This window comes from Streptomyces sp. NBC_00443 (assembly GCF_036014175.1).
Taxonomy (GTDB): domain Bacteria; phylum Actinomycetota; class Actinomycetes; order Streptomycetales; family Streptomycetaceae; genus Streptomyces.
Genome location: NZ_CP107917.1, coordinates 1,326,139 through 1,349,153 on the forward strand (window position 1 = coordinate 1,326,139; position 23,015 = coordinate 1,349,153).

The window sequence follows — 23,015 nt, forward strand, 5'->3', positions numbered from 1 at the left end:
CCGAGCATGCCGGGGCCGGATCCTCTCATCCGGCTTTCACCGACACCTCATACGGTGGGCTCATGACGCAGGTGACTCCTCCCGGCTGGTACCCAGACCCCGGCCGGCAAAGTGACGGTCCGCCCACCGAGCGCTGGTGGGACGGCAAGGCATGGACGGACCAGGTCCGGCCCGCGGGGTCGACCGACGTATGGGGTCCTCCGGAGCAGTTGTCGGGCGAGGGCGCTTATCCGGCGTATCCGGCACATCCCGGATATCCCGGCCAGTTGCAGTCGGGCGGGCGGCGCCGTCTGCGTGCGGGCATAGCCGTGGGAGTGGCCGCTGTGGTCCTCGCGAGCATCGGTGTCGGCGTGTACGCGCTGACCGCCGACGGCGGCTCGGGTGGCAGCAGCGCCAACTCCCCGCAGCAGGGGTCCGGCGGGCAGGGTGGCCAGGGCGGGCCCGGTGGCGGCCAGGGCGGCCCCTTCGGCGACTCCGGCGGCGGCAACGGCGGTTCGGGGGGCGGCAACGGCGGTTCCGGCGGTGAGTCGCCCGCACCCGACGAGTCCGAGGCGCCGAAGGTGGACAGCGGTTCGGTGACCGACGCCGTGAACGGAATCAGCATTCCCATCCCGGACGGCTGGTACGGGCAGGAGATCGGCTGGGGCGCGCACGTGGCCTCGGACGAGACGTACAAGTGCCCCGCCGAGACCTCCCAGAGCTGCCAGAAGGGAGGCGCGTACTCCGCCCCCGCGCTCGCGCTCGGCTCCAAGGGCGACACGGCCGAGGAGGTCGCCAAGGCGGACATCGAGGCCAATGCCAAGGACTCCTACGGCAAGGGCTACGGCGAGATCACCTCACACGAGGTGCTGGCTTCCAAGGCGGTGACCGTGGCCGGGCAGAAGGGCTATCTGGTCCGCTGGAAGGCGATCACGAGCAAGGGCGCCGACGGCTACGTCGAGTCGCTCGCCTTCCCCTCGCCCGTGCGGGCCGAGCAGATGGTCGTGGTCCGCTTCGGTGTCGACGTCGGTGAGAAGCAGTCGCTGATCGACGACATCACCAAGGGCATCAAGGTGTCCACCGGCGGCGGCAACGGCCAGGACGTCTGACACACCCCGACCGCCCCCGTACCCCGCACATGATGCGGCCGGGTGGGGCGCCCCTCCGCTCAAGGGGAACCCCACCCGGCCGGGGGGTGCGCGCCGCCCCGTCCCCATGGTGCGGCGCGAACAGGTCACCGTCCAGTCATCCCGTGGACGGCGGCCTGAGTCTCAGGTGAGGCCCAGTGCCGGCAGCACGGCGGCCTCCACGAAACGGACGAGGTAGTCGGGGTCGGCGTCCTCGCCCTCCAGCACGGGACGCGCCCGCAGCACGCCGAAGATCTGGGCGGGAACGTACTCCAGCGCCGGATGGTCCGCGGCGACCTCCCCGCGCTCGACCCCGCGCCTCAGGATCTGCCTCAGCGCCTCGATCTCCGGGTCGATGAGTGCCTCACGCAGGGCGCATTTGAGTTCCGGGTCCTCCATCACGGCGTGCCCGAGCGCCTGGAACAGTCGCGTGTCCTTGGCCGACCACGCCCCCGCGGCCCGCGCGGCCTCACGTAGGTCGTCGGCGAGAGTGCCGGTGTCGATGCCGTCGAAGCGCGTGAGCCGGCTGGAGCGCAGGGCCGCCGCAACGAACTGCGGCTTGGTCCCCCACTGCCGGTAGAGCGTGGACTTGCTGCACCGCGTGCTGGCGGCGACGCCCTCCATGGTGACGGCGTCGTAGCCGCAGGCGCGGATCTGTTCGAGCACGGCGTCGAAGAACTCCCGCTCACGCTGGGGCGTGATCTTGGAGCGGCGCGAGGCGGCGACCGTCTCCGATCCGTCCGCGGCCTGCGACGTCATGGCTCTTCTCCTCGCTCCGGTGGGGCGGCCCCGCGGGTGACGGAGGCCGCGCTTCCAGTGTGTCGCACGTCTATCGATACGCCACTGTACCGGAACGCGGCCGTATCGGTACAGTTGCGTTTCGGTACATTGGCGTATCGGTACGTCGCCGTACCGATGAGTTCGCCGAGCCCGAGGAGTCATGAGCTCGACAGCTCAGCCCAGCGCCACCAAGCGCCGCCCAGTACCACTGCGCACCACCAAGCACCACCCACCGTCAGCGAAAGGGCCGGGGGAATGAATGCCCGCACCGAGCCTGCCCGGGCGGAGACCGACGCGATAGCGCGGCCTCCGCTCGTCCGGGAGCTCCTGCTCGTCGCAGGGCTCTTCCTCGTCTACACGTTCGGCCGGCAGCTCGCCACGGGCCACACCGGCGAGGCCTTCCACAACGCGGACCGTGTGTGGGACCTGGAACGAGCCGTCCACCTGCCCGGCGAGGGCTCGGTGCAGAACCTGCTGCTGCACGGCGACACGCTCATACACCTCGCGAACACCTACTACGCGACCGTCCACTTCCCGGCCACCGCGGCCTTCCTGATCTGGCTCTACCTGCGGCGCCCCACGCACTACGTCTGGGCCCGCCGCGTCCTCGCCGTCGTCACCGCTGCCGCCCTGGTGGTGCATCTGACGTTCCCGCTCGCCCCGCCGCGCATGCTCGCCGCGACCGGCCTGATCGACACCGGGCAGGTGTACGGCCCCTCCGTGTACGGCTCGCCCGAGACCGACCACCTCTCGAACCAGTTCGCGGCGATGCCGTCGCTGCACTTCGGCTGGGCGCTCATGGTGGCGATCGGCCTGATCCTGGCGACCCGGTCGCGATGGCGGTGGCTCTGGCTGCTGCACCCGCTGGTGACCCTGCTGGTCATCGTGGGCACGGCCAACAACTACTGGCTCGACGCGATCGTCGCGACCGCCATGCTCGGCATCGCGCTCGCGGTGGTCCATCTGCCGCAGCGCACGGCGACGACGGCCGGACGCGGCGCCGACAGGCTCGTACCGGCGCCCCGCAGCGAGGAAGCCGCAGACGAGGACGCCGTACTCGTGGGGGCGGGCCGATGAACGCCACCGTCCTCGCCGTCGTCCTGTCACTGTTCTCTGCCGTCGCCTACGCCGCCGCGGCCGTGGCCCAGGAGCGGCTGGCCTCCCGCGCTGCGGGTACGGGCCTGCTGCGACTGCTGGGCTCCGGCGCCTGGTGGGGCTCGGTCCTGCTCAACGGCTCGGGCGCGCTGCTGCACGTCGTGGCCCTCAAGTACGGTCCGCTGACCCTGGTGCAGCCGCTGGGCGCGCTCACCCTCGTGGCGGCGGTGCCGCTGGGGGCGCGGCTCGCCGGGCGGCGGGTCAGCGGAGTCGAGTGGCGCGGTACGGCGCTGACGCTGGCCGGCCTGGGCGCGATCCTCGTCACGGCCTCCGGGCCCGCGCCCGACGACGTGCTGAGCACGTCCGAGGCACTGGCGGTCGCGGCGGTGACCGTGGCGCTGATCGGCATGCTGTCGCGGCCGGGCGCCCGGCCGGGACTGCGGCACGCGACGGCGTCCGGGTTCGCCTCCGGGGTGGCCTCGGCGCTCACGCAGACGGTGACGGTGGCCGCGACGGACCACTCGGCCCCGCTGCTCAGCCTTCAGGTGGTCGGGGTGGCGTTGCTGGTCGCGGCCCTCGCGGCGAGCGGGCTGCTGTTGTCGCAGACCGCCTACCGGGGCGGCCTCGGCGCCCCGCTCGCGGTGGTGACGCTGGCCAACCCGATGGCGGCCGCGGTCATCGGGCTGGTCCTGCTCGGCGAACGCCTCCAGGGCGGCGCGGTGGGCATCCTGCTCGCGCTGGCCGGGGCGGGACTGGCGTCCTGGGGTGTGGTGCTGCTCAGCCGGGCGACGCCCGACCCTGGCCCGCTGGCGGCTGCCGCACCCGACCCCGCCGCGGACGACGACCACCCCGTCGCCGCCGTACTGGCTCTGCAGGCCGAGGCGGCGGCACAGGAGCGGGCGCTGACGCCCGAGCCGCCAGCTGCGGAACCGGCGTTGGTGCCCCGGCAACCGGAGCCGGGGCACCTCACAGCACTCTGAGCGGAGCCGCGATCCGGACTAGTCCGTGACGATCGCCGGGTCGCTCACGCCCGGCCGCCCGTTCTCGACGTGCCCGGCGAAGCGCCGCAGGAACTTCGGGTCGGCGTCGGTGGTGACGGTCAGGTCGTACCAGCGCCGGCTCCCCTGCAGGTCGACCGTGCGGCGCACGGTGTCGCCGGGCCGTACCGTCACCGTCGCGGGGCGGCCGCCGTACCCGTTGCCGATCTTCAGGCCGACGCTCCTCGTTCCCTTGTTGGTGAAGGTCAGCTCGATGTCGTCGCCCTTGTGGCGGGCGGTGACCTCGGGACCGGCCGTCTTGTTCGAGCCCTTGAAGTAGCGCACGAAACCGTTGGGGCCGTGCACGGTCAGGTCGTACGCGCCGTTCGAGTACGCCGAGTTCCAGGTGTCCGCGATGCTCTTGCCGGCTTCGGTGGTGTACATCCAGGGGCCGTCGGTGCGGTTGCCGGAGGTGATGTGGAAGGCGGCACCGGCCTTGGCACCGGAGGCGAAGGCCAGCGTGAACTTGCCGGCCGCCGCGTCGACGAAACCGTCCACGTGCGGGGCGTACTTGAGCGGGCGGGCCCGACGCAGACCGCGCTCCTGCTTCGGCATGTCGGGGTCGGCCGGCGGCGCCGGCTTGTAGTCCGGGTGACGCTCACGGTCCGGCGGCTCGTACTCGTCCGTCTCCGGCAGCGCGGCCGGGCGGCTGTCCTTGCAGGAGAAGTCGAAGGCCGAGGTCAGGTCGCCGCAGATGGCGCGGCGCCAGGGGGAGATGTTGGTCTCCTTGACGCCGAAGCGGCGCTCCATGAACTGCAGGATCGACGTGTGGTCCAGCGTCTCGGAGCAGACGTAACCGCCCTTGCTCCACGGCGAGACGACCAGCATCGGCACCCGCGGACCGAGGCCGTAGGGGCCGGCCGGACGCTTGCTGTCACCCTTGTAGAGGTCGAGCGAGACATCGACGGTGGACTTGCCCTTGGAGGCGTCCTTCGGCGGCAGCGGCGGCACCACGTGGTCGAAGAAGCCGTCGTTCTCGTCGAAGGTGACGAACAGGGCCGTCTTCGACCAGACCTCCGGGTTGGAGGTGAGGGCGTCCAGGACCTGGGCGATGTACCAGGCGCCGTAGTTCGAGGGCCAGTTGGAGTGCTCGGTGAAGGCCTCGGGGGCGGCGATCCAGGAGATCTGCGGCAGCCTGCCGGCCTTGACGTCGGCCTTGAGCTGGTCGAAGTAGCCGTCGCCGTTCTTGACGTCGGTACCGGTGCGGGCCTTGTCGAACCAGGGGTCGCCGGGTTTGGCCTCGCGGTACTTGTTGAAGTACAGCAGCGAGTTGTCGCCGTAGTTGCCGCGGTATGCGTCGTCGATCCAGCCCCAGGAGCCGGCCGCGTCCAGGCCGTCACCTATGTCCTGGTAGATCTTCCAGGAGACACCGGCCTGCTCCAGGCGCTCCGGGTAGGTGGTCCAGCCGTAGCCGAGCTCGTCGTTGCCGAGGACCGGGCCGCCGCCGGTGCCGTCGTTGCCGGTGTAGCCCGACCACATGTAGTAGCGGTTCGGGTCGGTGGAGCCGATGAACGAGCAGTGGTAGGCGTCGCAGATGGTGAAGGCGTCGGCGAGGGCGTAGTGGAAGGGGATGTCCTCGCGGTTCAGGTACGCCATGGTCGTGGTGCCCTTGGCGGGGATCCACTTGTCGTACTTGCCGCCGTTGTAGGCCTGCTGGCCGTCGTTCCAGCCGTGCGGAAGGCCTTCCAGGAACTGCATGCCGAGGTCGTCGGCGTCCGGGTGGAACGGCAGGATGTCCTTGGTGCCGTTCGACTGGTGCCAGATCGACTTGCCGTTGTCGTGCGCCACCGGGCGGGGGTCGCCGAAACCGCGGACGCCGCGCAGTGCGCCGAAGTAGTGGTCGAAGGAACGGTTCTCCTGCATCAGGACGACGATGTGCTCAACGTCCTCCATCGACCCCGTTCGGTGGTTCGCCGGGAGGGCGGCGGCCCGCTGGATGCTGCTCGACAGAGCAGTGAACGCCGTGGTCGCGCCCGCTACTTGAAGGAATCTGCGGCGATTGACTTCGGGCATGGGTGAGGGACCTCTTCCCATAGGGGGTGATTTGACCGGACGGCATGTGACGGAATGCGCGCGGAAGGAGTGTTCCAGGAGCACCAAACGTCAGGGAAGGGTCCGGTGGCGCTCGTGTGAAAGTCGCGGGTACGTGAGGTGTGCCGGGAGCGGGACGCGGGGATGGTCGCGATCATGACAGAGACGACGCGCACGGTAGCCCCGCCGGCGAAACGGCCCGTACGCCAGCTCCTCGCCGCCTCCGTCGGCAACGCCGTGGAGTGGTACGACTGGTACGCCTACACCTTCCTCGCCACCTATATCGCGGCCGAGGTCTTCCCCAAGAGTGCTGACAACTCCCTGGTGCCGCTGCTCTCGACGTTCGCGGTCTTCGCGGTGGGCTTCTTCATGCGGCCGGTGGGCGGGCTGGTGATGGGCGCGATCGCCGACCGCCGCGGGCGACGTGCCGCGCTGACCGTCACCATCCTCTTGATGGGCGGCAGCAGTCTGCTGGTCGGCCTGACCCCGACCTACGAGACGGCAGGCGTCCTCGCTCCGGTGATCCTGGTCCTCGCCCGCCTCCTCCAGGGCCTGTCCGTGGGCGGCGAGTTCGCGGCGTCGACGACCTTCCTGGTGGAGTCGGCGGGACCGGGCCGCCGCGGGCTGTTCTCCAGCTTCCAGTACGTGTCGACGACGGTCGGCCAGCTGGTCGCCTCCGGCATCGCGACGCTGCTGGTGGACACGCTGAGCGACGGGCAGATGAACGGCTGGGGCTGGCGGGTGCCGTTCGTCCTCGGTGCCGTGCTGAGCCTGGTCGGCTTCTGGATCCGGCAGGGCGCGCAGGAAACAAGGAGCGCCGAGCAGCAACAGGCCCCGCGTCCCGCCCTGTTCGAGGCGTTGCGCCGCCATCCCCGCCAGTCCCTGCTGATCTGCGGGATCACGGCGGGCGGCACGATCGCGTACTACACATGGACCTCGTACCTGCCGACGTACGCCGAACTCAACGCGGGCATCGAGAAGTCGGACGCGCTGCTGGCGGGCACGATCTCGCTGGCCTTCTTCGCGCTGCTCCAGCCCCTCGGCGGCCTCCTCTCCGACCGCTTCGGCCGCCGCCCCCTCCTCCTCTTCTTCGGCCTGGGCTTCGCCCTCCTCACGGTCCCGCTGCTGCACGCCCTGCGTGACTCGTTCGCGGTGCTGCTGCTCGTGCAGTGCGCGGGCATGGTGCTGCTGACCGGGTTCACGTCGATCAGTGCGGCCGTGAACGCCGAGGTGTTTCCGCCCCGGGTGCGGGCGGCGGGCATCGGGTTCCCGTACTCACTGACGGTCGCGATGTTCGGCGGTACGGCGCCGTATGTCGGCACGCTGTTCAAGGAGCTGGGGCACGCGGACCTGTTCCCCTGGTACGTCGCCGCCCTGTGCCTCGGCTCGTCGCTGGTGTATCTGCGGCTTCCGGAGACGGCGCACCGGCCGCTGGAGCGGTGAGCCGCTCGGCGCACCGCTGTGCACCTGCTGGTTCGGCATGATCCCGGTGCTCGGTGTGGTGAGGTGGGGATCATGACGACGAGTGACGCGATCGTGGTGCCCGAGCTGTACGTCGGCTACCCCGAGGTGGCCTTCGGCGGCTACGTCGCCGGTGTGCTGGCGGAGCGGTCCGGGGCGCGGACGGTACGGGTGGACTTCCGTGGGCCGGTGCCGGTCGGGGTGCCCGTGCGGATCGGCGAAACGGCGAACGGTGGCGTGGAGTTGGGCGAGGCCGAGCAGCCCCTCGCCGCGGCACGTCCCGCCGAGCTGCCGGCGGACGTGCCGGCCGCGCCCTCCTGGGACGAGGCGGCCGTCGCGGCCGAGAGGTTCCGGGCGGCGCCGCCATCGGGGGTGGTCGACTGCTTCGGCTGCGGCCTGCGTACCGCCGACCGCGGTCTGCGTGTGCACGGCACACCGGTGCCGGACCTCGGCCTGGTGGCCTCCGGCTGGACCCCGTCCCCCGCCTTCGCCGACCCGGACGGCCTGCTCCCGGCCCCGCTGGTCTGGGGCGCCCTGGACTGCCCGGGACACTGGGCGGGCCGCTTCCTCGGCACCCTGCGGCCAGGAGCGGTCACCGCGGCGCTCACAGGCACGATTGTGCGGCCGGTCGTTGTTGGTGAGCCGTACATCTCGTACGCGTGGCTGCGGTCGGAGTCCGGACGCAAGCACACCATGGGCGTGGCGCTCGCGACGGCCGGGGGCGAACTGTGCGCCGTCTCCGAAGCGTTGTGGATCGACCCGAAGCCCTCCCCCTGAAACCGCCGCTGCCCGAGCTCGTCGTCCCGTGGCGTGGGAGGCGGAGGTGGCGCATGGTGGAGGTAGGGAGTGGGTCGATCCTGCGTTCCGCAGGCTGCGGGGCGGTCCGGCGTGCCCGGCTCCCGAACAGGCGGGAGGAGGACTGCCATGGTGTGTGCCACAGGCCCACTGCTCTACGGGGCCGCCGCCGGGGCCGCGGGGACGACGGCGCTGAACGTGGTCTCCTACGGCGACATGGTGCTGCGGGGCCGGCCGGCCAGTTCCACACCCGAGACGACCGTACGCAAGCTGGCGCAGAAGCTTCACCTGCGCATCCCCGGCGAGGGGCGGGCCCAGGAGAGTCGCGTGACGGCCCTCGGTGCGCTGACGGGCCTGGCGGCCGGGACCGGTATGGGCGCGATGCTGGGGCTGGGGCATGCGGCCGGCTGGCGTCCGGCGCGAAGCACCCAGTACGCGGTGGCCGTGGTGGGGGCGTTGGTGGCCACCAACGGGCCCATGACCGTACTGGGCGTGACCGACCCGCGGACCTGGGCCGCGACCGACTGGGCTGCCGACATCGTGCCCCACCTCGCCTACGCAGTGGTGACGGTGAGCGTGTTCAACCGGCTCCTCGGCCCATCGCCGACCGCAGCCCGGGTCAGGAGGACGTCACATCATGGCCGACACGGTTGCTGACCTCATCGTCTCCATGCTCAAGGCGTCCGGCGTGCGACGGGTGTACGGCCTGCCCGGCGACTCCCTCAACGGCTTCACCGACGCTCTGCGCCGTGACGGCACCATCGCGTGGGGACATGTCCGGCACGAAGAGGCCGCGGCCTTCGCCGCCGCTGCCGAGGCAGGGGTGACGGGGCGCCTCGCGGTCGCGGCCGGCAGTTGCGGGCCGGGCAACCTGCACCTGATCAACGGGCTGTTCGACGCGCAGCGCAGCCGGGTGCCGGTGCTCGCGGTGGCCGCGCAGATTCCCCAGGAGCAGATCGGCAGCGAGTACTTCCAGGAGACGCATCCGCAGCTGCTGTTCCGCGAGTGCAGCGTCTACTGCGAACTGGCGAGCATGCCGGAACAGGTGCCCTGGCTCCTGGGGATGGCCGCGCGCGCCGCCCTCGAACGCAGCGGAGTGGCGGTGCTGGTCGTCCCCGGCGAACTGTTCCTGGCGCCGGCACCCGACAGCCCCACTCAGCATCCAGTGATCAAGACGTCGTCCCGCATCCGGCCGGACGACGCCGCACTTGCCCGGGCGGCGCAGGTCCTCAACGCGGCCGACCGGGTGACGATCCTCGCCGGGGCCGGCTGCGAAGGGGCGCACGACGAGGCCGTGGCGCTCGCCGAGGCGCTGAAGGCGCCCATGGTGCACTCGCTGCGGGGCAAGGAGTTCCTGGAGTACGACAACCCCTACGACGTCGGACTGACCGGGTTGATCGGCTACAGCTCCGGCTACCGGGCGATGGAGCACTGCGACGCGCTGCTGATGCTGGGCACCGACTTCCCGTACCGCTCGTTCTACCCGCGGAAGGCATCCGTCGTGCAGGTAGACGTGCGTGGTGAGCACATCGGCCGCCGTACGCCGGTGGAGGTCCCCCTGGTCGGGACCGTCAAGGACACCGCCCAGGCGCTGCTTCCCCTGCTCGAACGTCGAGGCGACGACAGCTTCCTGACGACGATGACCGGCCACTACCGGCGGGTGCGCTCCCGCCTGGACCGGCTGGCCGAGGCCAAGCCCACCGACTCCCCGCTGCACCCGCAGTACGTCGCCGCCACCGTCGATCGGCTGGCAGCCCGCGACGCGGCCTTCACCGCCGACGTCGGCACGCCCACCGTATGGGCGGCGCGCTACCTGCACATGAACGGGGCGCGGCGGCTCATCGGCTCCTTCAACCACGGCTCGATGGCCAACGCTCTGCCCCACGCGATCGGCATTCAGGCCAGCCATCCCGGCCGCCAGGTGATCGCACTCTCGGGCGACGGTGGCCTGGCGATGCTGCTCGGCGAGCTGAGCACACTGCGGCAACTGGACCTCCCGGTGAAGGTCGTCGTCTTCAACAACTCGGCGCTGGGTTTCGTCGAGTTGGAGATGAAGGCCGCAGGCGTCGTCACCTACGGCACCGGTCTGGAGAATCCTGACTTCAGCGCCCTGGCCCGCGCAGCCGGCCTGCACGCGTCCCTTGTCCGACGCGCGGACGAGTTGGAGGAGGCGTTGCAGGAGGCCTTCGCACATGACGGGCCCGCCCTGGTCGACGTCCACACCGAGCGCCAGGAGCTCTCGCTGCCTCCCAAACTCACGCTTGAGCAGATCAAGGGCTTCACGCTGTTCGCCACCCGCACCGTCCTGTCCGGACGCGGTGACGAGGTCCTTGAGCTCACCAGGACCAATCTGCGTCAGCTCAGCCTCGAGTAGGGGGTTGCGGGGACGGTCGGTCCAGGTCCGTCAACCCTTCCCTCCGTCCCCGCCCTTCCGTCTGGCAGAAGTCGCCTTGCGCGGCGGTCGCAGCCGTCACGACCCTGATGCCAACCACGGCACGCGGGGCGACGGAGCCCCGCCGACAGGGACGGGAACCCCATGCCTCACACCACCGCCTTCGCCAGGAACCAGTGGTACGTCGCCGCCTACAGCCACGAGGTCGGACGCGAGCTGCTCGGTCGGACCATCCTCGGAGAAACCCTCGTGCTCTACCGCACGGAGGAGGACGGGACGCCGGTCGTCCTGCACGACCGGTGTGTGCATCGCCGCTACCCGCTGTCCGAGGCGCCGACCCGGCTCGACGGGGACCGGATCGTGTGCGGGTATCACGGGTTCACGTACGACACCACCGGTACGTGTGTATGTGCCGGGGCAGAAACGCGTTCCGCGCACCGCGCGTGTCGCCTCGTACCCGGTGGTCGAGCAGGACTCGCTGATCTGGGTGTGGATCGGCGACCCGGCGCTCGCCGACCCGCAGAGCATCCCGCGGGCCAGGCACCTCGACTCCCCCGGCTGGGTCACCGTGCGCGGTATGGAGCCGATCGGCTGCGACTACGGCCTGCTGGTCGACAACCTCCTCGACCTCTCCCACGAGACCTATCTCCACGGCGGCTACATCGGCACCCCCGAGGTCGCCGAGACGCCGATCACCACGGAGGTCGACGAGGGCGCCGGGATCGTCCGGGTGAGCCGGCACATGGCCGACGCCGAGTGCCCGCCGTTCTACGCCAGGTCGACCGGCATAGCGGGCCGGATCACGCGCTGGCAGGACATCGAGTACCACGCCCCCTGTCTGTATCTGCTGCACAGCCGCATCGCCCCGGTCGGGGTGCTGCCCGAGGCGGACGGCAGCGACCCGAACGGCTTCCACACCGAGATCACGTACGCCATCACACCGTCCGGCGACGGCAAGGTGTACGACTTCTGGGCGGTCTCGCGTGACTGGGCGACGGACGACGACGAGGTCACCGAGTTCCTGCGCGGCAACAACCACACCGTCGTCATGCAGGACGTCACCGCCCTCAACCTGCTCCAGCAGACCCTCGGCAGCGAGCGCCACGGCTACCAGGAGCTGAGCATCAACATCGACACCGGTGGCCTGGCGGCCCGCCGGATCCTCGCCCGGCTGGTCGAGGAGGGCGCGAAGCCGATGGAGACGGAGAAGGTCCAGTGAGCAGTCCCACCGGTGAGATCTACCGCATCGACTGGCTGCCGGGCACCGACGTCCTGCACGGCACCTGTCACTGCGGCCGCGAGCACACCGCGCAGGATCCGGTGGAGATGTGGGAGTGGATGCTCGCCCACCCCCAGGGACACCGGCTCCAGGGACACCAGCACCAGGGACACGAGCCGCGAGGAACCAGTTCATGAGCGACGTGTACGAAGCCGAACTCGTCGTCGACCGCAGGGAGTTCGCGGCCGACGGTGTCCTCGCCCTCACCCTGCGGCACCCGCTCTGCGGGCAGCTCCCCGCCTGGGAGCCGGGCGCGCACGTCGACGTCGTGCTCGGGCCCGAGCTGGAGCGCCAGTACTCGCTGTGCGGCGATCCGGCCGATCGCACCGCCTGGCGGATCGCCGTGCTGCGGGAGCCGGACGGACGCGGCGGATCCGCCCATGTGCACGAGCATGTGGGGCAGGGTGACAAGGTACGGGTGCGCGGGCCGCGCAATCACTTCCGGCTGGAGCCGGCACCCCGCTACCTCTTCATCGCCGGCGGCATCGGCATCACCCCGATCCTGCCGATGCTGGCCGCGGCCGAGGCGGCGGGCGCCGAGTGGACGTTGCTGTACGGCGGGCGCTCCCGTCGATCCATGGCGTTCGCCGAGGAGTTGGGGCCGTACGGCGAACGGGTGACCGTTGCTCCGCAGGACGAGTCCGGACTGCTGGACCTGGCCTCGGTGCTCGACGACATCCCGTCCGGCACCCTCGTCTACTGCTGCGGCCCCGGTCCGCTGCTGGACGCGGTGGAGGCGCGGTGCCCGTCCGGGGTGCTGCATGTCGAGCGGTTCCAGGCGAAGGAGCAACCGGTCGGCGAGGACGGGGAGTTCGACGTCGAGCTGGCGCGGGGCGGGCTGACGCTCACCGTCGCGCCGGGCGTGTCCGTCCTCGACACCGTACGCGCCGCCGGCATCGAGGTGCTGTTCTCCTGTACCGAGGGCACCTGCGGCACCTGTGAGACCGATGTCCTCGACGGCACTCCCGACCACCGGGACTCCGTGCTCACGCGGGAGGAGCAGGAGAGCGGCGAGACGATGATGATTTGCGTGTCCCGCTGCCGGGGGAGGCGGCTCGTCCTGGATTTGTGATGGTGAGGTCGTTCTCGATCCCGGCGACGGTCGCCAGCAAGTGCGGCAGCAGGTCGCTGCGCACCGAGTCGACCGAGTTGCGCCCGGCGTGCACGGCGATGTTGACGGCCGCGACCACCTCGCCGTCCCGGTCCCGCACCGGGGCGGCGACCGACCGGAGCCCCTCCTCCAGCTCCTGGTCGACGACGGCGTAGCCCTGCCGGCGAACGCGGCCCAGTTCCGCGCGCAGGGCGTCCGGCGAGGTGATCGTACGCGCGGTCAGAGGCTTCAACTCAGCCTGCTGCAGTCGGAGTTCGGTCTCGTCGTCCGGCAGGTGGGCGAGGATCACCCGGCCCACGGACGTCACGTACGCGGGGAAGCGGGTCCCGACCGTGATCGACGCCGTCATGATGCGACGGGTCGGCACCCGTGCCACGTACACGATGTCGTCGCCGTCCAGGACGCACAGCGATGACGACTCCCTTACCCGGGCGACGAGTTGCTCGAGATGGGGCTCGGCGATCTGGGGCAGTGTGTAGCTGGAGAGGTAGGAGTAGCCCAGTTCCAGCACGCGCGGGGTGAGGCGGAACAGCCGGCCGTCCTGGTGGACGTAGCCGAGGTCGGCGAGGGTCAGCAGCAGCCGGCGGGCGGCGGCGCGGGTCAGGTCGCAGGTGTGGGCGACCTCGCTGAGCGTGCGGGCGGGGTGGTCGGCGTCGAAGCAGCGGATGACGGCGAGGCCCCGCTCGAAGGACTTCACGAAGTGTGGTGCGCGCTCTGCCGGAAGCATCGCCACCTCCAATAGTGTCAACAATGTTGTCGGCGACGCCCCGTGCCGACCTGCCGCGTCCCGCCCACGCCCGCCAATCGCCCTGTCTCCGTTGAGACTTCTACCTTCCCGCAAGGCGTTCCCGCGCACTACTGTGCGCCTTGCGCACAACCTGTCGGAACACCGCTGCACCGTTGTCTGTACAGGAGGAGCCATGCGTCGTCTGTCGGCCGGTCTCACCGCCGGCGCCCTGCTGCTCGTCGCGACGGCCTGTGGCTCGTCCGACGGTTCACCGGACGCGGGCGCGTCGTCCGGCGGCGTCACCACCGTCAAGCTCGGAGTCATCCCGATCGTCGATGTCGCGCCGCTGTATCTCGGCCAGCAGAAGGGGCTGTTCGAAAAACACGGCCTCAAGCTGGAGTTCACCACCGCTCAGGGCGGCGCGGCGATCGTCCCCGGCGTGGCCAGCGGGCAGTTCCAGTTCGGGTTCAGCAACGTGACGTCCCTGATGGTCGCCCAGTCCAACGGCGTCCCCGTGAAAGCCGTCGCCAACGGCATCGCGTCGACGGGCGTGCGGGGCAAGGACTTCAACGGCCTCATGGTCAAGAAGGACAGCCCCGTCAAGTCGGCGAAGGATCTGGAGGGCAAGAAGGTCGCCATCAACACCCTGAAGAACATCAACGAGACCGCGGTGCGGCAGGCGGTGCGCGAGGCGGGCGGCGACCCGGACAAGGTGAACCTCGTCGAGATGCCCTTCGACCAGATGCCCGCCGCCCTCGACCAGGGCCAGATCGACGCGGCATGCGTGGTCGAGCCGGCGACCGCCACGATCAGGAGCCAGGGCGGCCGCGAGATCGCCTCGCCGCTGATCGACGTCGCGCCGGAGCTCACCGTCGCGATGTACTTCACCTCGACGCAGTACGCACGGCAGAACCCGGACGTGGTCAAGAAGTTCCAGGACGCCACCGCCGAGTCCCTCGCCTACGCCGAGGCCCACCCGGACGAGGCGCGGCAGATCGTCACGACGTACACGAAGATCCCGGCGGCGGTGCTGGAACAGGTCATCCTCCCGAAGTGGCCGGCCGAGCCGAACCGCCCCTCCATCGAGGCCCTCATGAAGCTCGGCGAGGAGGACGGCCTCTTCAAGAAGACGCCCGACCTGGACGCCCTGCTGCCGTGAAGGGCGTGAACGTCGCACTCGGTGCGGCCGGCCTCGCGGCCTTCCTCGCCCTGGGCGAGGCGGTGCCGCGGCTCGGTCTGGTCAAGGAGGCCTACTTCCCGCCGACCAGCAGTATCGCGGGGGCGCTCGCGGACGAGGTCACCGACGCGGCCTTCTGGAGCGCCCTCGGTGACACCCTCACCGGCTGGGCGCTGGGCCTGGCGCTCGCGTCCTGCGCGGGCGTCGTGGTGGGCGTGGTCGTCTCGGTCGTGCCGTATCTGCGTGAGGTGACGGCCTCCACGATCGAGTTCCTGCGCCCGATCCCGTCGGTGGCCCTGATCCCGCTCGCGGTGCTGCTGTACGGCACCGAACTGCGCTCGGTGCTCCTGCTCGTCGTCTACGCCTCGTTCTGGCAGGTGCTGATCCAGGTCCTGTACGGCGTCCAGGACGTCGACCCCGTCGCCGACGAGACGGCGCGGTCGTACGGCCTCGGCACCTGGGCGCGGATCCGGCATGTGCTGTGGCCGACCGCGCTGCCGTACGTCATGACCGGCGTGCGGCTGGCGGCGGCCGTCGCGCTGATCCTCGCCATCACCGCCGAACTCGTCATCGGCGCCCCGGGGTTGGGCAAGCTCATCGGGGTGGCACAGGCCTCGCAGGCCGTGCCGGAGATGTACGCGCTGATCGTGGTGACCGGGCTGCTCGGGCTGCTGATCAATGTGGGCGCGCGGACGGTGGAGCGGCGGGCGCTGGCCTGGCATCAGTCGGTGCGCGGGGAGGTGGCGGTGTGACGCGCGTACTGCTGCGGCTGGTGTTCGTGTGCGCGCTGCCGGCCGTGCTGGTCACTCTCTGGTGGGTGGCCTCGGCCGGCAGCACGGACGTGTACTGGCCTCCCCTGCGGACGATCCTGGAGGCCTTCCCGGACGTATGGACGGCGGAGCGGCTGCGGGAGGACGTCCTGCCCAGCGTGCTGCGGCTGACGGGCGGTTACGCCTTGGCGGCCGTCGTGGGCGTGGCCCTCGGTACCGTCATCGGCTCCTACCGGCGGGTGCGGGCGGTGTGCGAGCCGGTCCTGGAGTTCCTGCGGGCGGTGCCGCCGCCGGTGCTGGTGCCGGTCATCATGCTGTTCGCGGGCATCGGCGACACCATGAAGGTCACGGTGATCGCGAGCGGCTGCGTGTGGCCGGTCCTGCTCAATACGGTCGAGGGCGTGCGGGCGGTGGACCCGGTGCTGGCCCAGACGGCACGGTCGTACGGCATCACGGGCGTGGCGCGGCTGCGGAAGGTGGTCCTGCGCTCGGCGAGCCCGCAGATCTTCGCGGGCCTGCGCCAGGCCCTGTCCATCGGCATCATCCTCATGGTGATCAGCGAGATGTTCGCCGCCAGCAACGGGCTCGGCTTCACCATCGTCCAGTTTCAGCGCGGTTTCGCGATCCCGGACATGTGGACCGGCATCCTCGTGCTCGGCCTGCTCGGCTTTGTGCTGTCGGTCGTCTTCCAGTTGGTCGAGCGGCGGGTGCTCGGCTGGTACCACGGTCTGCGCGCCTCGGCCCGGCGGTCGCCGTGAACCTCGTGAAAGGGCGGTCCATGGACGCGCTTCTGGCCGTATCCGGCCTGCGGAAGGTCTACGAGGGGTCGGGGCGGCGGGTGGAGGCGGTCCGCGACCTCACCTTCACCGTCGACGCCGGTGAACTGGTGTGTCTGGTCGGCCCGTCGGGCTGCGGCAAGACGACGCTGCTGAAGTGCATCGGCGGACTTCTCACACCGACGGGCGGTGAGGTGCTCCTGGAACAGCGGAAGGTGACCGGTCCGCCGCCCGGGATGGCGTTCGTGTTCCAGGAGTACGGGCGCAGCCTCTTCCCCTGGATGCGGGTCGGCGAGAACGTCGAACTACCCCTGAAACAAAAGGACTTGAGCAGGTCACGCCGGCGAGAGCTGGTGCGGGACGCGCTGGAGTCGGTCGGGCTGGCGGATGCCGTCCAGGCGTATCCGTGGCAGCTGTCCGGCGGTATGCAGCAGCGGGTCGCCATCGCCCGGGCACTGGCCTACGAGCCCCGTGTGCTGCTGATGGACGAGCCGTTCGCGGCGGTGGACGCGCAGACGCGGGCCGATCTGGAGGACCTGGTCCGGGGGCTGTGGCGGGAGCGCGGGATCACGATCCTGTTCGTCACCCATGACATCGACGAGGCCGTGTACCTGGGCGAGCGGGTTCTCGTCCTGTCCGCCTCCCCCACCGTCGTCCAGGAGCAGCTGACGGTCGATCTGCCCGCCGAGCGCGACCAGTTGCACACGCGGGTGGATCCGCGCTTCGCCGAGCTGCGGACCCGTGTGTACGAGCAGATCCAGGTGGCGAAGCGCGGAACGCCTCAGGACGCGGTGCCGGAGACGGTCAGGAAAGATATGCCTCCACTTCGCTGAACTGGGCTGCGGGCCATCCCGTGTTGGCGGTGGCGTGCAGCCGCAGGTGGCGCAGGTTCGTGCCGCTCGGCAGGGAGACGGTGACCGTGTTGCCGGTCGCCGGGTCGAAGCGGTAGTCCTTCGCCGCGACCGCGGTCGTGTATGTCGAGCCGTCCGTGCTGCCCTGGACCGACAGCGTCTGGGTGCGGGCCTGCCAGGCCGACTGCGGCGGCAGCTTCAGCACCAGCCGGCGGACGGCCTCCGTGGCGCCGAGGTCGACCGTCCAGGCCTGCGGGAAGGCGTTGTTGGCGGATTCCCAGTAGCTGTTCGCGTCACCGTCGGCCGCCTTGCCGGGCGTGTAGACGTCCTGCGAGCCGGTGGCCGAGGCCGGGCGGCCCTTCGCGAGGTTGCGGGCCGGGTCGGGGTCGGGGTTGCCCTGGCCGGGCTGCGGCCAGGTCGAGCAGTCGGACCAGGTGCTGCTCCAGCCGGAGTTGCCGCCGCCGTCGGTGAGGGTGAAGGTGCCGGAGCCGGACGGGTAGGGGCAGTTGTAGATGCCCGCGGCGCCTACACCGGAGGCCGTGACGTTGCGGAAGGTGGCGGCACCCGGGGCCTCGGCCTGGACGACGACCGTGCCCGTGTTGCGCACGGTCGCGCCCTCGACGGTGATGTTCTTGGCCGCGAAGCCACGCCCGCTGCCCGAGACGAACTCGAAGGCGCTGTACGGGCTGTCGGTGATGGTGGTGTTGGTGATCCGGACGTTCGCCTCGATGGCACTGTCGTAGGAGTCGACGCGCAGGGCGCCCATCGGGTGGTTCCAGTTGGGGTTCATCGCGCCCGTGCGGACCAGCGTGTTGCCGTCGACGGTGATCGTGCCGGCCAGCGGGTGGAAGGGGTCCAGGAACTTCTGGTTGGAGATCGCGATGCCGCTGCCCAGTGCGTTGGTGTCGGAGATCAGGTTGTCCTTGACCGTGATGTCGGTGCCGCCGTAGATCGCGATGCCGTTGGCCAGATTCGGCTGCGTGATCGTGTTGTTCTCGAAGCTGCTGTCGGTGTCCGGCGCGTACAGCGACCACATGGCGAGCGCGTCGTCGCCCTGGTTGCGCAGGAAGTTGTGCCGGACGCGGACTCCGCGCGCGTTGCCGTTGAGATTGAGTCCGTCGGCGGTCATGTCGAGGAAGCGGTTGTTCTCGACGACGAGGTTGTCGTTGTTGCCCAGCAGCCAGAGGCCGACCTTGAGGTGCTGGAGCCACATACCGGAGACGGAACTCCCCGGCCCCAGCGCACCGTTGACGAAGTTGTCGGGGTTGGAGTCGACCCGCTCGGTGACCTCGCCGATCACCGCGAAGTCCTTGATGTGGACCTTCCCGGAGGAGCTGGACTGGTCGATGAAGCGGGAGCTGCGCACGATCGAGTGCCAGTGCCCGGCGCCCTGGAGGGTCACGTTCTGCACGCCGTTCAGGGACGAGGTCAGCCGGTACTCGCCCGGCGGGATCCACACCACCCCGCCCTGCGCGGCGGCGATGGCCTCGCGGAAGGCCTGGGTCGAGTCGCCCTGGCCGCTGGGGTCGGCGCCCTTGGAGGTGACGGACACCGATCCGGCGGGCTGCCCCGTGGGCGCCGCGGCCTGCTCGAAGTCGGCGACGTCGACGGTCACCTGGGTGCCGGTCGCCTGGAAGGCCACCTTGTCGCCAGCCTGCACGCTCTGGCCGAGCAGCAACCTGGCGTTGTCGTAGAAGTGGTGCGTCTTGGCGCCCGGGATCCAGCCGGTGTCGACGTAGGAGTACTTCGACGTGACCGCGAGGGTCTTCGCGATCTTCTGACCGTTGACGTACACGTCCAGGGTGCCGGACTGGCCGTCGGGGACGCTGTAGGCGACGTTCACGGCATTGGCGGCCCGCGGGACCGTGAACTCGACACGCTGGCCTGAGGTGAGGCGTACCGCCTGGCGTCCGGAAGCCTCGGAGGCGAGGGTGCCCTGCGTGTAGTCCGGGCCGATCTTCGCGCCGGTCGTGGTGGCGGACTCGGCCTCGACCGAGGTGAAGGGGAGGGTGGCGCCGGCGGCCGCGTGGGCGGCGGGGGCCATCGCGGTGAGCAGACCACCGGCGAGGGCGACAACCATGGCTGCGGATGCCGCGACTGTCATGGGCCTGACAGATCTGGGCGGGTGCTGCTGCATGTGCTGATCCCTTCGTGGTGGGGGTACGGGGATGAGCGGGCCGCGGTGTCAGGCGCGCAGCCAGACCGCGGTGTCCTTCGGCAGCCGCCCCTCGATGTCCAAAGGGCCGCTGCCGAGCAGGAGTTCGGTGTGGGCGGGCAGGTCGGCGGGCGCGTCGGCGAGGTTCACCACGCAGGTCGCGCCCCGCACTCGGGTGAATGCGAGCACGCCGTCCGGCGCGGGCAGCCAGGTCAGCGGGCCGTCGCCGAACGCCGGCCGCAGCTCGATCGCCCGGCGGTAGAGGGCGAGCATCGAACCGGCGTCCGCCGCCTGTCGGTCGGCGGCGTACGACGCCCAGTCGGCGGGCTGCGGCAGCCACGGCTCCTCGCGTGAGCCGAAGCCCGCGTACGGTGCCTCCGCCGCCCACGGCAACGGCACCCGGCAGCCGTCCCGGCCCGGGTCGATGCCGCCGGAGCGGGTGTGCATCGGGTCCTCGATGCGGTCGAGGGGAATGTCGGCCTCGGGCAGGCCGAGCTCCTCACCCTGGTAGACGTAGACGGCTCCGGGCAGGGCGAGCGACAGCAGCGCGGCCGCCCTGGCCCGGCAGGTGCCGAGAACGAGGTCCGTCGGCGTCCCGAAGGCCTTGGTGGCGAAGTCGAAGCCGGTGTCGGCGCGGCCGTACCGGGTGACAGTGCGGGTCACGTCGTGGTTGCACAGCACCCAGGTCGCGGGGGCGCCGACGGGGGCGTGCTCGGCGAGCGTCTCGTCGATGGCCCCGCGCAGCCGTCCGGCGTCCCAGGGGCACGTCATGAACGAGAAGTTGAAGGCGGTGTGGAGCTCGTCGGGACGCAGGTAGCGGGCGAAGCGTTCGGTGTCGGGGAGCCAGACCTCGCCGACGAAGATGCCGCCGTACTCGTCGGCGATCGCGCGCCAGGAGCGGTAGACGTCGTGGAGCTCGTCGCGGTCGACGTACGGGTGCGGCGCCTCGCCCTCGACGAAGTCCGGCAGGTCCGGGTCCTTGGCCAGGAGGGCGGCCGAGTCGATGCGGACGCCGGCGACACCGCGCTCGAACCAGAAGCGCAGGATGTCCTCGTGTTCCTGGCACACGGCCGGGTGGGACCAGTCGAGGTCGGGCTGCTCGGGGGCGAAGAGATGGAGGTACCAGTCGCCGTCGGGCAGCCGGCTCCAGGCGGGGCCGCCGAACTCGGACCGCCAGTCGTTGGGCGGGAGTTCGCCGTGCGGGCCGCGTCCCGGACGGAAGTGGAACAGTGCGCGTTCCGGGCCGCCGGCGAGGGCCGCGCGGAACCACGGGTGCTGGTCGGAGACATGGTTGGGCACGATGTCGACGATGGTGCGGATGCCCAGTTCACGGGCCTCGGCGATGAGCTTCTCCGCCTCGGCGAGGGTGCCGAACGCCGGGTCGACGGCGCGGTAGTCGGCGACGTCGTAGCCGCCGTCCTTCATCGGGGAGACGTACCAGGGCGTGAACCACAGGGCGTCCACGCCGAGTCCGGCGAGGTACGGCAGCCGGGCGCGGACGCCCGCGAGGTCGCCGGTGCCGTCGCCGTCGCCGTCCGCGAAGCTGCGGACGTAGACCTGGTAGATGACGGCGGAACGCCACCAGTGCGGGGAGGCGTGACGGGGCTGTGCCACGGTGCGGCCCTTTCTGTCGGAAGGAGGAGGACGTCCTGGGGACATCAGCCCTTGCTGCTGCCCGCGCCGATCCCGGCGATGATGTGCCGCTGGAAGACCAGGAACATGGCGACCATGGGGATGCTGGCGATCACCATGGAGGCGATGAGCACGGTCAGCGGGATGTTCTGCGACAGCTGGACGAGTGCGACGCTGATCGGCTGCTTGTCGGTGTCGGAGAAGACCATCAGCGGCCAGAGGAAGTCCTGCCAGACGGCCACCAGAGCGAAGATCGAGACGACGCCCAGTACCGGCCGGGACATCGGCAGCACGATGGACCACAGGGTGCGCAGCTTCCCGGCGCCGTCGATCTCCGCGGCCTCCAGGACATCGCGCGGGAGCTGGTCGAAGAACCGCTTCAGCAGGTAGAGGTTGAAGGCGTTGGCGACGGCCGGCAGCCAGATGGCCAAGGGGTCGTTGAGCAGGCCGAGGTCCGCCACGGTCAGGTATTTCGGCACGACCAGGGCCTGGGCCGGGACCATCAGCGTGGCGAGGATGCCACCGAGGACCACCTTGCCGAAGACCGGCCGCAGCTTGGACAGCGCATAGGCGGCGGCCGTGCAGAACACCAGCTGGAACACCCAGGCACCGGCGGCCTGGACCACCGTGTTCCACAGATGGGTCGGCAGCTGCATGAGGTCCCAGGCGTCCGTGTATCCGCTGAGGTGCCACTGCTCGGGGACGACGGTGGGCGGCGTGCGCGCCACCTCGTCCGGTGACTTCATCGCGCTCGTCGCCATCCAGTAGACCGGGAACAGGAAGGCCAGCGCGAACAACAGCACGGTGCCGGTGAAGACGGACCAGTAGACGGCCCTGCCGCGCGGACGGGCCAGGGTCGCCGGGGAGACGAGGGTCCGGGTGGTCATGCGCCCTCCCCTTCGGTGCGCGTCAGACGCAGGTACACGGCGGAGAAGGCGCCGAGGAGCGCGAGGAGCAGGACGCTCAGCGCGCAGGCGCCGCCGAAGTCGTTGTAGAGGAAGGCGTACTTGTAGATCAGGTAGAGGACGGTCACCGTGGCGTTCTCGGGACCGCCGCCCGTGATCACGAACGGTTCGGTGAAGACCTGCATCGTGGCGATGATCTGAAGGAGCATCAGCATCAGGATGACGAAGCGGGTCTGCGGGATCGTGACGTGGCGGATGCGCTGCAGCAGGCTCGCGCCGTCGAGCTCGGCCGCCTCGTACAGCTCCCCCGGGATGGACTGGAGCGCCGCCAGGTAGATCAGCACGGTGCCGCCCAGGTTGGCCCAGGTGGCCACGATCACCAGGGAGACGAGCGCGGTGTCGGCGCCGTTGGACCAGTTCGAGGTGGGCAGATGCAGGAAGCGCAGCGTCTCGTTGGCGAGGCCGGTGCCGGGGTCGTAGAACCACTTCCACAGCAGGGCGCTGACCACCGGCGGGATCATCACCGGCAGATAGACCACGACCCGGAAGAACGCCTTGGCGTGCCGCAACTCGTTGAGCACCAGGGCGAGTACGAAGGGGACCGCGAAGCCGAGCAGCAGGGCGAGCAGCGTGAAGGTGAGGGTGTTGCGCCAGGCCGCGGCGAACTCCGGGTCGGCGAAGACGCGGGTGAAGTTGGCGGTGCCGACCCACTCGGGGTCGCTGCCCGGCGTGTACTTCTGGAAGGCGATCACGACGGCCCGGATCGCCGGGTACCAGGAGAACAGGGCGAAGCAGACCAGGCCGCCGAGGAGGAAGCCGTACGCACGCACCTGATCGGCGAGGCGGCGGCGCCTCCGGTCCCCTGCCGGGGGCGGCGCCTGCATCGGCCGGACCGCGACCTTCTCGACGGTCCGGCGCTGAGCCGTCCTGGTCAT

The 23,015-nt window shown here is 70.5% G+C and carries 20 protein-coding genes and 1 pseudogene; 14 read left to right on the forward strand and 7 right to left on the reverse strand.

What is annotated here, in order from left to right; translation table 11 throughout:
• The first annotated feature begins 62 nt into the window (after positions 1–62).
• On the forward strand, positions 63–1,088 hold the full coding sequence (locus tag OHO27_RS06010; RefSeq protein WP_328421003.1) for a DUF2510 domain-containing protein: 1,026 nt from the start codon (positions 63–65) through the stop codon (positions 1,086–1,088).
• 162 nt (positions 1,089–1,250) lie between these two features.
• Here OHO27_RS06010 and OHO27_RS06015 read toward each other — a convergent pair whose 3' ends face one another.
• Complete coding sequence (locus tag OHO27_RS06015; RefSeq protein WP_328421005.1) at positions 1,251–1,865, reverse strand: TetR/AcrR family transcriptional regulator; 615 nt, start codon at positions 1,863–1,865, stop codon at positions 1,251–1,253.
• A gap of 276 nt (positions 1,866–2,141) precedes the next feature.
• Here OHO27_RS06015 and OHO27_RS06020 point away from each other — a divergent pair, with 276 nt between their 5' ends.
• Both OHO27_RS06020 and OHO27_RS06025 read left to right on the forward strand, forming a co-directional pair.
• Positions 2,142–2,963 carry a phosphatase PAP2 family protein gene (locus OHO27_RS06020; protein ID WP_328421008.1) on the forward strand — a complete coding sequence of 274 codons (822 nt, stop codon included), beginning with the start codon at positions 2,142–2,144 and terminating at the stop codon, positions 2,961–2,963.
• Positions 2,960–3,961 carry a DMT family transporter gene (locus OHO27_RS06025; RefSeq protein ID WP_328421010.1) on the forward strand — a complete coding sequence of 334 codons (1,002 nt, stop codon included), beginning with the start codon at positions 2,960–2,962 and terminating at the stop codon, positions 3,959–3,961. The genes OHO27_RS06020 and OHO27_RS06025 overlap by 4 nt, the downstream gene beginning before the upstream one ends.
• A gap of 18 nt (positions 3,962–3,979) precedes the next feature.
• On the opposite strand, the gene OHO27_RS06030 is transcribed toward OHO27_RS06025, so the two are convergent.
• Positions 3,980–6,031, reverse strand: coding sequence for a phosphocholine-specific phospholipase C (locus OHO27_RS06030; protein WP_328421011.1), 2,052 nt, complete (start codon positions 6,029–6,031; stop codon positions 3,980–3,982).
• A gap of 162 nt (positions 6,032–6,193) precedes the next feature.
• Here OHO27_RS06030 and OHO27_RS06035 point away from each other — a divergent pair, with 162 nt between their 5' ends.
• From OHO27_RS06035 to OHO27_RS06065, 7 genes and pseudogenes are all read left to right on the forward strand, one after another.
• Entirely contained in the window at positions 6,194–7,492 is a 1,299-nt protein-coding gene (locus OHO27_RS06035; protein ID WP_328421012.1) for an MFS transporter, read from the forward strand.
• A 72-nt stretch (positions 7,493–7,564) separates the two neighbouring features.
• On the forward strand, positions 7,565–8,287 hold the full coding sequence (locus OHO27_RS06040; RefSeq protein WP_328421014.1) for a hotdog fold domain-containing protein: 723 nt from the start codon (positions 7,565–7,567) through the stop codon (positions 8,285–8,287).
• 147 nt (positions 8,288–8,434) lie between these two features.
• Positions 8,435–8,962: a hypothetical protein gene (locus OHO27_RS06045; protein ID WP_328421016.1), complete on the forward strand. Its 528-nt coding sequence runs from the start codon at positions 8,435–8,437 to the stop codon at positions 8,960–8,962.
• Positions 8,943–10,679 (forward strand): ubiquinone-dependent pyruvate dehydrogenase, encoded by a 1,737-nt coding sequence (gene poxB, locus OHO27_RS06050; protein ID WP_328421018.1) that lies wholly within the window; start codon positions 8,943–8,945, stop codon positions 10,677–10,679. Before OHO27_RS06045 ends, poxB begins: the two co-directional genes overlap by 20 nt.
• A 162-nt stretch (positions 10,680–10,841) precedes the next feature.
• Positions 10,842–11,916, forward strand: a pseudogene (locus OHO27_RS06055) (Rieske 2Fe-2S domain-containing protein).
• Positions 11,913–12,113, forward strand: coding sequence for a hypothetical protein (locus OHO27_RS06060; RefSeq protein ID WP_328421020.1), 201 nt, complete (start codon positions 11,913–11,915; stop codon positions 12,111–12,113). The pseudogene OHO27_RS06055 and the gene OHO27_RS06060 overlap by 4 nt, the downstream one beginning before the upstream one ends.
• Positions 12,110–13,048 carry a PDR/VanB family oxidoreductase gene (locus OHO27_RS06065; protein ID WP_328421022.1) on the forward strand — a complete coding sequence of 313 codons (939 nt, stop codon included), beginning with the start codon at positions 12,110–12,112 and terminating at the stop codon, positions 13,046–13,048. The genes OHO27_RS06060 and OHO27_RS06065 overlap by 4 nt, the downstream gene beginning before the upstream one ends.
• Here OHO27_RS06065 and OHO27_RS06070 read toward each other — a convergent pair.
• Entirely contained in the window at positions 12,963–13,814 is an 852-nt protein-coding gene (locus OHO27_RS06070) for an IclR family transcriptional regulator domain-containing protein (protein ID WP_328430363.1), read from the reverse strand. The genes OHO27_RS06065 and OHO27_RS06070 overlap by 86 nt on opposite strands.
• A gap of 193 nt (positions 13,815–14,007) precedes the next feature.
• Between OHO27_RS06070 and OHO27_RS06075 the strand changes: the two genes are divergently transcribed.
• Genes OHO27_RS06075 through OHO27_RS06090 form a run of 4 tightly spaced genes read left to right on the forward strand, consistent with a single transcriptional unit; the run spans position 14,008 to position 17,370 of the window.
• Positions 14,008–14,973: an ABC transporter substrate-binding protein gene (locus tag OHO27_RS06075; protein ID WP_328421024.1), complete on the forward strand. Its 966-nt coding sequence runs from the start codon at positions 14,008–14,010 to the stop codon at positions 14,971–14,973.
• Positions 14,970–15,743 (forward strand): ABC transporter permease, encoded by a 774-nt coding sequence (locus tag OHO27_RS06080; protein WP_328421026.1) that lies wholly within the window; start codon positions 14,970–14,972, stop codon positions 15,741–15,743. The genes OHO27_RS06075 and OHO27_RS06080 overlap by 4 nt, the downstream gene beginning before the upstream one ends.
• Entirely contained in the window at positions 15,740–16,519 is a 780-nt protein-coding gene (locus OHO27_RS06085; protein ID WP_328421028.1) for an ABC transporter permease, read from the forward strand. Before OHO27_RS06080 ends, OHO27_RS06085 begins: the two co-directional genes overlap by 4 nt.
• Positions 16,520–16,539: 20 nt before the next feature.
• Entirely contained in the window at positions 16,540–17,370 is an 831-nt protein-coding gene (locus tag OHO27_RS06090; RefSeq protein WP_328421030.1) for an ABC transporter ATP-binding protein, read from the forward strand.
• Here the strand turns inward: OHO27_RS06090 and OHO27_RS06095 are convergent.
• From OHO27_RS06095 to OHO27_RS06110, 4 genes are all read right to left on the reverse strand, one after another.
• Positions 17,342–19,492, reverse strand: coding sequence for a discoidin domain-containing protein (locus OHO27_RS06095; RefSeq protein ID WP_328421032.1), 2,151 nt, complete (start codon positions 19,490–19,492; stop codon positions 17,342–17,344). The two genes, OHO27_RS06090 and OHO27_RS06095, sit on opposite strands and share 29 nt — an antisense overlap.
• Before the next feature lie 81 nt (positions 19,493–19,573).
• The gene (locus tag OHO27_RS06100; RefSeq protein ID WP_328421034.1) at positions 19,574–21,157 is read right to left on the reverse strand and encodes a glycoside hydrolase family 13 protein; all 1,584 of its coding nucleotides are present in this window, start codon (positions 21,155–21,157) and stop codon (positions 19,574–19,576) included.
• A gap of 44 nt (positions 21,158–21,201) precedes the next feature.
• Positions 21,202–22,062 (reverse strand): carbohydrate ABC transporter permease, encoded by an 861-nt coding sequence (locus tag OHO27_RS06105; protein ID WP_328421036.1) that lies wholly within the window; start codon positions 22,060–22,062, stop codon positions 21,202–21,204.
• Positions 22,059–23,015, reverse strand: a complete 957-nt coding sequence (locus OHO27_RS06110; protein ID WP_328421038.1) for a carbohydrate ABC transporter permease — start codon at positions 23,013–23,015, stop codon at positions 22,059–22,061. The genes OHO27_RS06105 and OHO27_RS06110 overlap by 4 nt, the downstream gene beginning before the upstream one ends.